Origin of the sequence: Paenibacillus cremeus (assembly GCF_007786445.1) — a bacterium.
GTDB classification, from domain to species: domain Bacteria; phylum Bacillota; class Bacilli; order Paenibacillales; family NBRC-103111; genus Paenibacillus_G; species Paenibacillus_G cremeus.
The window spans coordinates 60,214-73,675 of sequence record NZ_VNJI01000019.1; the positions used below are offsets into that span (position 1 = coordinate 60,214).

Here is a 13,462-nt window from a genome sequence, read left to right on the forward strand (position 1 = left end):
AGCATTTCTTATTGAAAAAGTATAGAGAAAATAGATCCGTCGGAAGGATAAGTGGAGAGAGATGAGTAAATTTATCAAACCGGCAGCACAAGTAGCCCAATGGGCGCGAAAGATCGCGAGCCCAAAACGGTTCGAATGGAAATCATCATCACCGGAGGCACAAGGACTGGATTCGAGATCACTAGCCCATGTGTTTGAAGCACTGCCGAATTACAATGTTCGCAGTATGGTTGTGGTGAGAAATGGCTATGTCGTAGCCGAGGCCATGAATGAGGAGATGTCGGTTGAAACACCGCAGGTGGCGTATTCGTTGACCAAAAGTGTTTTGTCGGCGTTAACCGGCATTGCGATCTCCGAGAACAAGCTCCAGCTCGATCAGAAGCTGAGCCATTGGTTCCCCGAGCTAGTCGGAGTCCTGCATAAAGAAGACATTGAAATTCGGCATTTGCTCAGTATGACGTCCGGCCTGGAGTGGAATGACTATAACAATGTAGCCTCTGAGCAAATGATGTATTCATCGGATTGGACTGAGGCCATCTTAGCTCACCCCGCGGCGCATGCTCCCGGTACACATTTTAATTACAGCAACGGGGATGCGCATCTGTTGGCCGTAGTATTGGAAAAAGCGATAGGTCAGCGACTCTTGGACTATGCTGAAGCCCATCTATTTGCCCCGCTGGGCATATCCCAGGTGCAGTGGGCCGCGGATCCGCAAAACCATCAAATCGGCAGCTGGGGCATGGCTCTGCCTGTACACGATATGGCTAAGCTCGGCTTATTGTATCTGCACAATGGAGAGTGGCAAGGTCAAGCCATCGTGCCACACCAATGGATTGCTGAAACCTTAAATCCGAAGGCGTACATCCGTGACGCGAAGGGTTCGGTTAGCTTGTACGGCTTTATGTGGTGGATGAAGTCGATGACCAAAAATGTTTTCAATACCTTTTACGCTGGGGGATCGTTTGGTCAGCGCATTTTTGTCATTCCAGCCCTGCATCTGGTCGTGGCGATGACCGCCTATTCTTCTGACGTCGATATGCCCGAGCAGATTCTAAACAGCATCATTAATTCGGTGATCGGTTAACAACATGGAATCACACTCAACGAATCGAAACGATCTGTTGAGTGTTTTTACATACAAACCACCTTCTGTAGTGTTGCGATAACCCGATCCGCATCGAAAGGCTTCACGATAAAATCCTTTGCCCCCGCCTTGATGGCATCGAGCACGATGTGATGCTGTCCCAGCGCACTGCACATGACAACCTTGGCTTTCGGATCAATGGAAAGGATGGCCTTGGTTGCTTCGATTCCATCCATCTCGGGCATGGTGATGTCCATAATAATTACATCCGGGCAATACTTCTTATACAACGAGACTGCTTCCATCCCGTTCTCGGCTTCAGCAATGATTTCATACTCGCATTCTTGGACCAAACTTCTCAGCATGATTCTCATAAAAACCGCATCGTCCACAATCATAATCCTAGCCACTAAATCCTCTTGTCCTTTCACCTGTATATCGAAAAAATGTATAACACTATTATAATTAATTTGTCTATTATTGAATAATACACAAAGTAATATATATAATAGCTTTTAATCTATATACGGTTGGCTCATCTTAACTTAGAGATGCGGCTACAGTACAAAAGAAAGGGCGCGTACTCCCAGAAGAGCTCGCGCCTAATCAACTATTCGGGATCCGCATTCAAAATCTGCACGTCAAATTTGGGCTTGATCGACATACGCGGATAGTCTGTGCGCCAATTCAGTGATTTCCATAGGCTCGGGTGGAAGGCCTTGATTTGCTTGCCGATGCCGAGTACATCACAATTCGCTTTTTGCAGCATCTCGATCGTGTCCGCCGCTTTTTTCTCGAAATACTTGTTCAGCTCTTTTTCCATTTGATTCACATAATCAGGCTTAAGTAAATGCAATCCTTCCCCGATTTCGAACGTATTAATTTTCAGTTGAACTCCGACGCTGACGTTCGGCAATCCATTCGAGCCTGGCTGCACGGTGATTTTGGTGAGCGCTTTTTTGGCGGAAAATCCGAAGTCTACATCTTCCGCTGGGTCAGAGTTTGGTTGTTTACCTACGCTGCTTCCCGGCAGATGCCCGGAAATTCTTTGTCGTGCATTGGTTCTTCCTTTCATGATCATCATCATTCGGACTTGCTCTTGATCAAGCTTCACCCCAGTGCTTGTACCGTCTCGGAATAGCAGGGCACCCTCAAGCTCCATACCCGAATCATATTGTTTCAGCAAGGGCAGTGCTACATCTTCCAATGGGTCCAAATAGGATAAAATCAAATACATCAAGGAAACGTTGAACATAATTTCGTTTCTTTCTAAAGCCTTAATAAAATCGTTCATTTTTTTCGTAAGCGGCTTTCTAGTGCCCGATTGAGTTTTCAAAAGCTTAGTCATATCGCCTTCGTATACCACTACCGGGGAATTGATGGATGTATATGGGGCTTGAAGCACAAACGCCAGATCATGAAAAGGCTCATGGGAAGCGAACCTTTCGCTCATCAAATAGATCCGCGTACTGATCCCCACGAAACGACCTTCGTCGATGTACTCTCCTTTTCCAACCGCTTCGAGGATGCTCGGTCCTTTGAGCTCAGACGTCTCCGATATCGGCTCTCCTTGTCCTTGTCCGGTCTTACTAAGTATGGTGTTAACGATATCGACCACGAAGTTCCCGCTCTTCTCTTCCCGATCCAAACCGACGATGTCAACCATATGAAGATCGCGTATCGGCATTCGATCCCAACAGCCGGTTAATAGAAGTAGCGCCAGCATTCCCATAGCTGCTTTTTTCATCCCGTTTCCGCCTTTCCCCGTACCAGAGATACCAGAAGCAGAAAGGTCGGCACCAAGAAAATCATAACCGCATTGGCTGAATTATGGAAATCGGAAAATTTAAAGATCCATTGCCTGTCGGAGCCCCAGATTCCGATCGCGAAACAAACGAACGCAAGGATCCAAACCAGAAGCGGATGGTTGCGAATTTCTTGGCGTCGGGCGAAAGCCAAATAACGGGCGGACATAAATAAATATACATAAACCGTTACGGTTGTCACGGACATCCAAATCGCCATAAATAAAATATCGAGGCTTTGCACAACGGGCCACGAAAATTTACGTAATATGTAGACCATCGGCTCGGGAATGGAGTTCATCTGTTTTTCGCTAAAGTTGTACAGGACGATGATCGAGATCAGGACGTAAAAAAGGGTCGTAACTCCATTGGCTGTCGATACGGCTATCGCGATCTCCTTTTTGCTGCGGCAGCTTACGAATGGAAAAGCATACAGGAGAAGCTCAAATCCAGAGTATGACCAAAAGGTGGGGAGCGTTCCCCTTATAATTGCACCGATCCCGTGACTGCCGACCGGCAGTAAATGACGAAGATCCCCTTTGCCCATACCGCTAATAAAAATGATCAAACAGCAAATTGCGAACATGAGCATTATCGTTTGTGTGATGGTAGCGATGGTCCGCAGCGTAGATGAAGCGATATAAGCAGCGATCACAACGGATACCCCGATCAAAACGAACCAAGGGGTCATGAATAGCTTCCATCGGCTAATAACATCGGCATAAGAAACTACGACCATCAAGCTGTTCTCAGCAAAATACGCTGCAATCAAAACGTTTAGAAACCAACCTAATGGCTTTCCGACGATGGCAGTAATATATTGCGGCAACGGCTGAAGGGCATATCTCTTGCCGAGCTGATAAATAATTAGGATGGCCACTTGACAGATCAATCCACCGAGCAATAAGGAGATCCATGAATCGAAACCTGAGTAGTGGGCTGAAGTGTATGGAATCGTTAATACAGAAACGCCGACTTGAGTCAGAATGACGAGGCAAGTCAACTGGTTTGTACTTATTTTCTCCATGTGGATCATTCGTTTCGACCCCTTCGGACTCTTAGTCTCTTCTCGTCTTTAGGTAAGCCTTCCTTCGGGCGTTTATTCAAGCTCAGTAGCGGAGCTCTGAAAAAAGTATCTTTGATCGTATTGAGACTTAGTCCCGAGTAAAAGTATGGAATGCCCATGGTATTGATTCGAGCCAAATGCGTCAGCAAAGCGAGAAAAGAAATCTCCAGGCCAAGCAGCCCTAAGAATGAAGACATGATGATGATCGGGTATGGTAATATGCGAGCTGCGCTGCTCATCTCATAGGAAGGGATGATAAACGAAGCTATACCCGTAAGTGCTGTGACGACGACCGTCATCGTGGAGATCAGATTGGACTGAACGACGATGGTCCCTATGACAATACCGCCGACGATACCAATCGTCTGGGCGATGGGGCTTGCAAGACGAACGGACGCCTCACGCAGGATTTCGAGTACTAGCAGCATAATGATGGCCTCGAGTACAGGCGGCAATGCAGTGTATTGCATAGAGCTTTGGATGGTCTGCACAATTTCGAACGGCAGAATCCGGGGATCAAAAGTAACAAGCGCGACATAAAAACCAGGTAAGCTGATCCCGATAATAAAACAGATCATTCGAAGAAACCTGAATGTGCTTCCGAGCAGCCAGTTGATCTGGTAATCATCGGGGCTTTGAAAGAACGCCCAGAATGAAACCGGTAGGATCAAGCAATCCGGCGAGCCGTCGGTCAAAATGGCGATTTTTCCACCCATCAGGTAAGACTTTACGCGGTCCGGTCTTTCGGTTACGAGTATTTGCGGGAACAGCGAAAACCTTTGATCCTGGATCAGCTCACTAAGAAAACCTGGTGCTTCAACATAATCGATATCTGCGCTCCGAATCCTGCGGTCAAACTCCTTGACGACTTCTTCGTTCGCCAGGGAATCCAGGTAAAGAACGGAGATCCTCGTATTCGACCTGCGTCCGAGGTGATAAGACTTAACGACAAGATCGGACGACGCAATCTGCTTGCGCAGCAAATTGATATTTGTATCCAAGTTTTCGATCAATGCTTCGTTAGAGCCGCGCAGCACGCGTTCGTTGATCGGAATATTGACCGCTCGTTCTTTTCTTAGCTCTGTTCCAAGTATATAAAGCTTCGCTTCGCTCTCGATTTGAACGACGGTTTTCCCCTTGATCAAAGCTTGCGACGCATCTGAAAGCAGCTCCGTCTCGATGCATTCCAGGACGGTCACGGCTTCACGGATGCTGCTGTTGGAGTGATTAAGCAAAGGGCGGATGATGTGGTCTTGCACTGCGGCTTGCTCAATCATAGTATCCAAATAAAAAAGCCGATAGTGACGGTCACCGGACGTGAAATCGCTCGATTTGAAGTCAGAGCTATGAGAAAGCATTTCTTGCAGCGACTTTTCGTTGTTGTCTATAGATGTGTCGGCTTGCACGCAAAGTTCCCCTCTCTTCTCCAGAACGGAAAGTCTCCCTTATTTTACCCAAGATTCCACTTCTTATCCTTACGTAGGAAATATGCATTAAAAGCAGCCACTACGGTTATAGTAAAGAACATCGTCTGCAATTTCTTACCAATAGAGGATAATCCATGGAGAAGATCAGTTCGTCGCAGCTCTGCGCGCTTATTGTCATGTTTCAGATTGGCAGCTCCCCATTATTCTTGCTTGGGAAAACAGCCGGAGCGGATGCGTGGATCGCCGTATTCTTAGCTATGGTCGTCGGGTTAGTGCTGCTTCTGCTTACCTTGTATATTCAACGCCTTGAGCCTGAAAAGGAGCTTATGGAAATATTCAATACCTATTTCGGCAAGTATTTGGGCTATGTATTCGGTCTAGCTTATTTCATATATTTCTCCTACTCGTCGATAAGGAACCTCCGGGAATTCGGAGATTTGATGAATACTTATATGCTCCCCAACACTCCGTTGTCATTTCTGATTGTTTGCATGCTGCTCGTATCCGGATATGCGGTATGGCAAGGCATTGAAGTATTCGGTAGAATAACGCAGATTCTTGCTCCCATGATCGTCTCGATCTACATTTTGTTCATCATCATAATCCTTGCGACGGGATTATTTGACCTGCACCTTCTTGAGCCTATTCTCGATAACGGCTTCAAAAAGGTGATCGAAGCCGCCGTACCGAGTATCGTTTCATTCCCGTTCGGAGAGATGGTATTGTTCCTGATGATCTGGAAGTTCGTCACGCCGAAGCAAAAGCTGACTCAAACTACCGTCCGCTGTTTCATCGTTTCGGGGATTCTACTTATCGTGACTAACGCAATACTTATCGGCAGCTTGGGACCCATTGCTCAGATGAGCCTTGTACCCTTCATTCAAGTGATGAGTCATGTTCAAATTGCTTCATTTATTGAGCGGCTCGATCCATTCGTCGCAGCTTTGCTGTTCACAGGCGGTTTTATTAAATTGACGGCTTATTATTTATGCGCAGCCTTCGTCGGAAAGCACTTGTTCAAAATGGATCAACGATACATTGTCGTTGGCGTTGGAGTAGTTTTATTCATCGGATCGCTCCTATTTCGAAGCTATATGCAGCAAATCTGGCTCGGATTTGATTTTAATGTGAAATACCACTTTCCAGTTTTTCAGATTTATATTCCAGTACTTCTGCTAATCGTTATGCTGGTACGGAGCCGCTTACGTTCAAGCACAAATGGCTGACTCTAACGATCCAAAAGGAAAAGGATACGAAGATGAAACTATCGCGAAGACGACAGAAAAAAACAAACCAAACAAATCACCAGACTGGGGCTGCCGAATCCATGACAGAGACGAAGCAGTCGATCTCCGAGCATTTGCAAACCAACGTGAATTGGCTCTATGCCAAGCTCGGTTCCAGTTCCGATATTGTCGCACGCACTTTCATGGATGTGTCCTCCGGAATTGACGGGGTACTTGTGTATATTGAAAATCTGGTTGACCAGCAAACGGTAAACCAGATGATTGTACAGCCCATTCTGACCGCCATAGAAGCAAATTCCGGCCAAATACCGCCAACAGATTGGATGCTGCTCCTGAAGAATAAAGCACTCAGCGTCGGAGGGCTTCAAGAGATTAGTACCCTTAACGAAGTGCTTACACAGATGCTCAAAGGGAACACGGTAATCCTGCTGCAAGGCTGCCGGTCGGGAATGTCGGCAAGCTCGGCGGGTGGCGAGCAGCGGCCGATCACGGAGCCGACATCGCAATCAGTCATCCGGGGACCGAAGGAAAGCTTCACGGAAAATATCCATACGAACCTCTCTCTGATCCGCCGCCGTATTCCATCTCCGCAATTAAGAGTTGACGTTCGCTCAATCGGCAAGCAAACCATGACGCAGGTTGCGGTGATCTATTTGGATGGCATCGCAAAAGACAGCATTGTAAAAGAAGTAATGTCCAGGCTGGATCGCATCGATGCGGACGGTATTTTGGATAGCGGTTATATTGAAGACTACATTCAAGATGTTGTTTTTACCCCGTTCCCGACAATCCAGAACACAGAGCGTCCGGATGCTGCTGCGGCGGGCGTTCTCGAAGGTCAGGTTGCAATTATCGTGAACGGCTCCCCGTTCGTGCTTCTCGCGCCGGTCACGTTCATCCAATTCTTTCAATCCAGCGAAGATCATTATCAACGCTATGATATTTCAACCTTCCTGCGATTTCTTCGCTTTGGGGCGTTCTTCAGCTCTTTGCTTTTCCCCTCGCTTTTCATCGCCATAACGACCTTCCATCAGGAAATGCTTCCGGCGGCGCTGCTTGTCAGCTTAGCTGTGCAGCGGGAAGGTGTTCCTTTCCCTGCTTTCTTTGAAGCACTACTGATGGAATTTACGTTCGAGGTGCTTCGGGAAGCCGGTGTTCGAATGCCGCGGGCAATCGGTCCTACGATCTCCATCGTTGGCGCTCTTGTACTAGGTCAGGCGGCTGTACAAGCGGGTATCGTATCAGCGGTCATGGTTATTGTCGTCTCTTTTACAGCGATCACAAACTTTGTCATTCCGTCCTTGAATATGGGGAATGCGGCAAGACTTATTCGCTTCGTTATGATGATCCTCGCCGCTACGTTAGGTTTATTCGGCATCTTGTGCGGGTTGATGGTGATGCTCATTCATTTGGCGAGTATCCGCTCGTTCGGTCTCGCTTATCTTTCGCCGTTATCACCAGCCTCGAAGCAGAACTGGAAGGATGTTTTCGTCCGTTTTCCGCGTTGGGCCATGAAGAAGCGTCCCATCGAATTTGCTTCACAGCACAATCTGACGAGACAAAGCAGCGGCCTGAAGCCGCAAACACCACCGATGTCAGGTCATGAACAGGATCCGACACCAGACACGAATGGATAACGAAGGCGGGAGGAACGGGATGAACAGTCGTGCACATCGAGTATGCATTTTTCGACTAGGCTTGAGCATGGCCATCGCTTGTCTGCTGCTGACGGGCTGCTGGGATCGTCATGAGCTGAATCAGCTGGGCTTTACCGCAGCAACGGGAATCGATTATAAAGATGGTCAATGGATGATGTCCTACCAAGTGGTCATCCCTTCGGCACTCTCCTCATCAGTAGCGGCCGGTACGCGCGGGGCTGCGAAGCTGCCGATCGTTGTCTATTCGACCCAAGGCAAGACGATTCGCGAAGCGACGTGGAAAAATGAACTCGAAAGCCCGCGTCATCTCTACTTCACTCATAACCGAGTCATCATTGTCAGCACGACGGCTGTCGAGCAAGGGCTTTCATTGCTTCTGGACGTCTACCTTCGAAATCTAGAATCCAGGGAGACCGTAAGCGTGCTCATTTGCGAAGGAGAAGCAAGAGAAATATTAAAGCAGCTGATGCAGATTCAGGTCATTCCCGCTGACGGCATTGAAGAAATGATAAAAGACGAATCACAGCACATATCCGCACTTCCAAATGTACAAATGTACAGATTGGCCAAAGAGCTTCTTGGGACATCCAAAAGTGCGGTGCTGCCCGAGGTTTTTATCTCAGGGTCCCCAGAGGTGACTAATCCGGATAAACTGGGTCAAACAGCACTTAGTTCCTTGCTTAAACTAGGAAGATTGGCGGTTCTAAATCAAGATAAGCTGGTAGGCTGGTTATCCCTTCAGGAAGCGCTTGGTGTAAATTTCATTCGTAACATGGTAAAAAATAGTACGTTTTCGTTCCCTTGCGAAGAGAGCTCGAGCGTAGAGAACTCAACCTTTCAGTTGCTGAGCACCAAAACCCGACTAACGCCGCATAAGATCGGGGACCATTTCGTGATCGACATCGAGGTTAAAGGGAAAGGTGTGCTGCTGGAGACGGATTGTCCGGTGGACTTAACTAAGCCCAATACAGAACAAGACATGGAGGCGCAATTGAATAAAAAAATCACGGAAACGATCGAGAAATCGTGGTCCGCGGTCAAGAAGCTGAAGACGGATGTAGTTGGATTTGGCGACCTAATTCATCGTAAATACCCGAACGATTGGAAGCGGGTCGGCCCGAATTGGCAGACGGAATTCGTTAAAATCGAAATACGTCCCAAGGCCGACATCACTATCAAGAGAACAGGCCTAACCACGAAGTCGTTCAAGCTGCAGAGACAGCAAAAATAAGGAGTTTGAATCCTTACTACAACGCAATTAACTCAATCTCAAAGCCCAAATCCTCAATCATCTGATGATCGGCCGACACTTCTTGGCCTTCCGTCGTTAAATAATCGCCTACGAAGAGCGAGTTGGCTGCATAGAGAGACAGTGGCTGCAGGGTTCGAAGGCTAACCTCTCGTCCGCCTGCCACGCGAATTTCTTTTGATGGACAGACGAAACGGAACAAAGCCAATACCTTTAAAGCTTTGGCCGCCGGTGTGCGTCCCGCATGCTCGAGTGGGGTTCCTGGGATGGCATTAAGGAAGTTAATCGGAATGGAATCCGCATCAAGGTCACGCAGAGCAAAAGCTATTTCTACGATTTCACGGTTCGTCTCCCCCATTCCAATAATGACGCCGGAACAGGGGGACATCCCTGCGGCCTTCACCTTTTCCACTGTCTCCACGCGTTGTTCGTAAGTGTGGGTTGTAGTAATGGAGGGATAGTTAGCTTTACTTGTGTTCAAGTTGTGGTTGTAACGGTGTACGCCTGCTTCCGCGAGACGTTCGGCTTGATCCTCCTTCAATATTCCGAGGCATGCGCAAATTTTGAGCGGCATCGTTTCCCGGATTTCTTTAACGGCGGACACCACTTGATCCAGCTCCCGCTCTGTCGGGCCTCTGCCTGCGGCTACGATGCAGTAAGTGCCTGCTTTGCGCGCCAACGCTTCACGTGCTCCCGCTAGAAGGGTGTCTTTATCCAGCAGCGTATATTTTTGTATCGGGGCAGTAGAAACGATCGATTGAGAGCAGTACCCGCAGTCCTCGGGACAAAGTCCGCTTTTGGCGTTGATGATCATGTTCAGCTTCACTTTCGTGCCGTAGTAATGCTTTCTTACCTGGAACGCAGCCTGCAACAACGGAAGCAATTGGTCTTGATCGGCCTCAAGTATAGAGAGCCCTTCCTCCATCGTTAATCCTTCCCCATTTAGTGCTTTATGTACAAGGGATGGCCATAAAGTATTCGTTGCTAGTGCGTGCTTTGTCGTCATCCTAATCATCCTTCCACGTCAATTGTTAACCTTAACTTTCTATTGTTGGTTTACAATGTATCCAGTGTAGTTTATCAGACAGCGAAGCAACCGTAAAGGGAAATAAAAAAAGCGCTCGACTAAGAGTCTTACGCTTTTTCCTTATTCCGCAGTTTAAACCACGCCACAATCCCTACAATCACCGCTGCAACCAAGATAATCGGCACCAAATGCTTGTGCATGATCGCATGATACCGTCCCCAAGCGACATCCACGTACCGGCCGAGAAACACGAACACGATCACCCAGAGCGCGGCTCCGATGGAATTGTAGAGGGTGAACACGGAAAACGGAATACCGTTAATCCCAGCCAAATAAGGTGTGAGGATACGGATCCCGGCAATGAACTTGGAGATGAGCAGGATCGAAACCCGGCGCTTCATAAACCGTTCCTCTGCCTTGTTTAGCCGCTCCTCGGTCAGTCCAATGTATTTGCCCCATCGCAGGATCACCGTCTTCCCCAGAAAACGGCCGATGCCGTAAGCAATGCTTGATCCGATAACGTTGCCGAGGATCGCAGCCAGGAGCAGCGGGATCATTCGAAATTCCCCTTTGGATAAGGCAAACCCTGAGAAGGTCAAGGTCGTTTCGGCCGGAAAAGGAATCCCGATCATCTCCACCAGCAAGATGAGGAAAATTCCCCATACCCCATATTCGTGGATCAAGTGTCCAATGTGAAAATGCACGTGCAGGACTCCCTTAGCTTTCGTTTACCCATCTATTTTACACTATTGTCCTCGAAGATGGAAAACGAGTGCTTGAGCATTAAAACTTTCTTGATGTTTGCTTGTAAAATAAGCTAATGCCCATGTTGAGAGCAGCCGCGAATGAATACCTTATGGCATCCCCTATTCAAGGAGCGGTGCATGATGCGGAGAACGTTAGGAAGCAAGTGGATCAAGACAAAATTACTGCTGCAAAACCAAGATCTCCGTCGCTTTGTCCCCGAAACACATTTGTTTTCCAAAGCAAGCTTGTTATCGATGCTGAACAAATACAGCATGGTCTATATTAAGCCGATTCACGGTTCATTCGGAATTGGTGTGATGCGTGTGACCAAAACGGAAAGCGAGAACGGAAAGAGATATCATTATCAGTCCGGCCTTAGGAAGCGTTCCTTTGCTTCCTATCAGGCGATGTACCAATCGATTCTTCAGACCAAACCGAAAAAATCCTATTTGGTGCAGCAAGGCATTCATATGCTCAAATACAAGTCACGACCGTTCGATATCAGAATCATGGTCCAGCGCACAGCTCATCTCCCTTGGAAAGTAACAGGCTGGATCGGCCGGCTGGCCTACCCGAAGAAAGTGGTCACGAATTTCCACAGCCAGGGAAAGCCGTTACCGGTGAAGCTGCTGCTAAGCCCCCACCTCTCCGATGCGGCCGCCGAGGAGCACATTTCGAGCATGAAGGAAGTAGGCCTTCGCATTGCAGAGCAGCTGTCCAAAACTCAGCCGGGCTTTCGGGAGATCGGCGTCGACATCGGCTTCAGCTCCGACTTCCACCCCTGGGTCTTCGAGGTCAATACATCCCCGGATCCCTTCATCTTCAATCAGTTAAAAGATAAAAGCATGTTTTACAGGGTCATCAAGTATGCCCGGGCTAATGGACGATTTCGCAAAAAGAAGTAGACGATGGCGACTATGCCATCGTCTGATTTACCATCCTTATTTTCGGCAAACGTACACAAATGCAGGCGGAAAGTTAAACGGTACGAAATGGATCTGCTCGATCTCAAAGACGTGAGAAAATTGCTTCTTCATCTGCAGCGAATACTGGAACGCAACAAAATACCCGCCAGGCTTCAACGATTGCATGATCTGATGAATAAGTTCGTCCCGCAGCTCCGGGTGGAAGTTAAAGAACGGGAGCCCGCTAATAATGCAGTCCAGCTGACTTACACCGGAGCGCTCAATGACATTCAATAATTGGCACGCATTGGAATGACAGTGGTAATCGGGGTACTGCTTGGCCAAATTCCCCAGCATGTGGCGATCCTTCTCGAACAAAAAGACTTGGGTCGAAGCCGCAGAACTAGCTTGGATAAGCTGTGTAACGGCGCCCGTCCCAGAGCCTAGCTCGGCCACTGTACGAATGTCCTGCCAAGGCACGGACTGAACCATTTTTTGCGATAAAAATCTCGAGCTTGGAATGATACTGCCGATTTCTTTCGGGTTCGTAATAAATTTCTGTAGAAAAAGCAGCGGTTGACCTGCAGCCACAATCCTTCGCCTCCATTCGAGATACGCTTAGCTTGCTTGGTTGTTATACCTGATGCGTGTTGTGATATCGCTTGTTAGGCCAAATCTTGTTTTCCAGGCCTTCGTACAGCTTAATGCTGAATTGGACCGCTTTTTGAGCCCAACGCAGTTTCGTGAGTATGACATGGACCAGCCCGGCAACGCAGCCGCCAATCGCAGCCCCTGCCAGAATGTCGCTCGGATAATGTACGCCGGCCCAGATTCTAGACAATCCGATGCCTGCCGCGAGCACAAACCATACACTCCCTTCCTTCTTCCGGGTCAGCCAGATCGAGGTGGCAATAACGAAAGCGCCAATCGCATGATCGCTTGGGAAGGACGCGTTAGCTGCGTGGTGGATCAATTGGATCACTTGATGAGCGACGAACGGGCGGTCACGATAAAACTCCATGCCGATCAAGCCGCTTAGCCCCAGTGCAATGCAAGCCGACGTCATCGCTTCCACGATCATTCGCCGGTTGGCCTCCGTTCGGATGAGCCAGTAAATCAACACACCGATATAGAACAAATACTCTGCATCCTCCGCCAAAAATCGAATCAATGGATTAAACAGCGGCAGCTTGACCGCCAAGCCATTGATCCATTGAAAGAGCTGATAATCTAGTTGTAACATGCTG

At 48.1% G+C, this 13,462-nt stretch carries 13 protein-coding genes; 5 read left to right on the forward strand and 8 right to left on the reverse strand.

Going from position 1 to position 13,462, the window contains the following annotated elements:
* The first annotated feature begins 61 nt into the window (after positions 1–61).
* Complete coding sequence (locus tag FPZ49_RS16405; RefSeq protein WP_144848653.1) at positions 62–1,084, forward strand: serine hydrolase domain-containing protein; 1,023 nt, start codon at positions 62–64, stop codon at positions 1,082–1,084.
* Between the two features lie 47 nt (positions 1,085–1,131).
* On the opposite strand, the gene FPZ49_RS16410 is transcribed toward FPZ49_RS16405, so the two are convergent.
* From FPZ49_RS16410 to FPZ49_RS16425, 4 genes are all read right to left on the reverse strand, one after another.
* A complete protein-coding gene (locus tag FPZ49_RS16410) occupies positions 1,132–1,482 on the reverse strand; it encodes a response regulator (protein ID WP_186445876.1) in 351 nt (116 codons plus the stop codon).
* Positions 1,483–1,694: 212 nt separating this feature from the next.
* A complete protein-coding gene (locus FPZ49_RS16415) occupies positions 1,695–2,831 on the reverse strand; it encodes a Ger(x)C family spore germination C-terminal domain-containing protein (protein ID WP_144848659.1) in 1,137 nt (378 codons plus the stop codon).
* Positions 2,828–3,925: a GerAB/ArcD/ProY family transporter gene (locus tag FPZ49_RS16420; RefSeq protein WP_144848661.1), complete on the reverse strand. Its 1,098-nt coding sequence runs from the start codon at positions 3,923–3,925 to the stop codon at positions 2,828–2,830. The genes FPZ49_RS16415 and FPZ49_RS16420 overlap by 4 nt, the downstream gene beginning before the upstream one ends.
* Positions 3,922–5,361 carry a spore germination protein gene (locus FPZ49_RS16425; protein ID WP_144848664.1) on the reverse strand — a complete coding sequence of 480 codons (1,440 nt, stop codon included), beginning with the start codon at positions 5,359–5,361 and terminating at the stop codon, positions 3,922–3,924. The genes FPZ49_RS16420 and FPZ49_RS16425 overlap by 4 nt, the downstream gene beginning before the upstream one ends.
* A gap of 155 nt (positions 5,362–5,516) precedes the next feature.
* Between FPZ49_RS16425 and FPZ49_RS16430 the strand changes: the two genes are divergently transcribed.
* The 3 genes from FPZ49_RS16430 to FPZ49_RS16440 all read left to right on the forward strand — a co-directional run bounded on the left by FPZ49_RS16430 (position 5,517) and on the right by FPZ49_RS16440 (position 9,518).
* Positions 5,517–6,608 (forward strand): GerAB/ArcD/ProY family transporter, encoded by a 1,092-nt coding sequence (locus FPZ49_RS16430; RefSeq protein WP_144848667.1) that lies wholly within the window; start codon positions 5,517–5,519, stop codon positions 6,606–6,608.
* Between the two features lie 101 nt (positions 6,609–6,709).
* Positions 6,710–8,266, forward strand: coding sequence for a spore germination protein (locus FPZ49_RS16435; protein WP_144848670.1), 1,557 nt, complete (start codon positions 6,710–6,712; stop codon positions 8,264–8,266).
* Positions 8,267–8,285: 19 nt separating this feature from the next.
* Positions 8,286–9,518: a Ger(x)C family spore germination protein gene (locus tag FPZ49_RS16440; RefSeq protein ID WP_186445870.1), complete on the forward strand. Its 1,233-nt coding sequence runs from the start codon at positions 8,286–8,288 to the stop codon at positions 9,516–9,518.
* Between the two features lie 16 nt (positions 9,519–9,534).
* On the opposite strand, the gene bioB is transcribed toward FPZ49_RS16440, so the two are convergent.
* Positions 9,535–10,542, reverse strand: coding sequence for a biotin synthase BioB (gene bioB, locus FPZ49_RS16445; RefSeq protein ID WP_144848676.1), 1,008 nt, complete (start codon positions 10,540–10,542; stop codon positions 9,535–9,537).
* Positions 10,543–10,670: 128 nt separating this feature from the next.
* Positions 10,671–11,267, reverse strand: a complete 597-nt coding sequence (locus FPZ49_RS16450; RefSeq protein ID WP_261381450.1) for a DedA family protein — start codon at positions 11,265–11,267, stop codon at positions 10,671–10,673.
* A gap of 180 nt (positions 11,268–11,447) precedes the next feature.
* Here FPZ49_RS16450 and FPZ49_RS16455 point away from each other — a divergent pair, with 180 nt between their 5' ends.
* Positions 11,448–12,215: a YheC/YheD family protein gene (locus FPZ49_RS16455; RefSeq protein ID WP_144848679.1), complete on the forward strand. Its 768-nt coding sequence runs from the start codon at positions 11,448–11,450 to the stop codon at positions 12,213–12,215.
* Between the two features lie 36 nt (positions 12,216–12,251).
* Here FPZ49_RS16455 and FPZ49_RS16460 read toward each other — a convergent pair whose 3' ends face one another.
* Positions 12,252–12,806, reverse strand: coding sequence for a class I SAM-dependent methyltransferase (locus FPZ49_RS16460; protein WP_144848682.1), 555 nt, complete (start codon positions 12,804–12,806; stop codon positions 12,252–12,254).
* A 43-nt stretch (positions 12,807–12,849) separates the two neighbouring features.
* Positions 12,850–13,458: an undecaprenyl-diphosphatase gene (locus FPZ49_RS16465; protein ID WP_144848685.1), complete on the reverse strand. Its 609-nt coding sequence runs from the start codon at positions 13,456–13,458 to the stop codon at positions 12,850–12,852.
* Positions 13,459–13,462 lie beyond the last annotated feature (4 nt).

Excerpts from the sequence above, each read along its gene's own strand:
- FPZ49_RS16435 (WP_144848670.1), top strand. The coding sequence starts at position 6,710 with ATGACAGAGACGAAGCAGTCGATCTCCGAGCATTTGCAAACCAACGTG.
- FPZ49_RS16430 (WP_144848667.1), top strand. The coding sequence starts at position 5,517 with ATGGAGAAGATCAGTTCGTCGCAGCTCTGCGCGCTTATTGTCATGTTT.
- FPZ49_RS16415 (WP_144848659.1), bottom strand. The coding sequence starts at position 2,831 with ATGAAAAAAGCAGCTATGGGAATGCTGGCGCTACTTCTATTAACCGGC.
- FPZ49_RS16405 (WP_144848653.1), top strand. The coding sequence starts at position 62 with ATGAGTAAATTTATCAAACCGGCAGCACAAGTAGCCCAATGGGCGCGA.
- FPZ49_RS16440 (WP_186445870.1), top strand. The coding sequence starts at position 8,286 with ATGAACAGTCGTGCACATCGAGTATGCATTTTTCGACTAGGCTTGAGC.
- FPZ49_RS16465 (WP_144848685.1), bottom strand. The coding sequence starts at position 13,458 with ATGTTACAACTAGATTATCAGCTCTTTCAATGGATCAATGGCTTGGCG.
- FPZ49_RS16410 (WP_186445876.1), bottom strand. The coding sequence starts at position 1,482 with ATGATTGTGGACGATGCGGTTTTTATGAGAATCATGCTGAGAAGTTTG.
- FPZ49_RS16455 (WP_144848679.1), top strand. The coding sequence starts at position 11,448 with ATGATGCGGAGAACGTTAGGAAGCAAGTGGATCAAGACAAAATTACTG.
- bioB (WP_144848676.1), bottom strand. The coding sequence starts at position 10,542 with ATGACGACAAAGCACGCACTAGCAACGAATACTTTATGGCCATCCCTT.
- FPZ49_RS16420 (WP_144848661.1), bottom strand. The coding sequence starts at position 3,925 with ATGATCCACATGGAGAAAATAAGTACAAACCAGTTGACTTGCCTCGTC.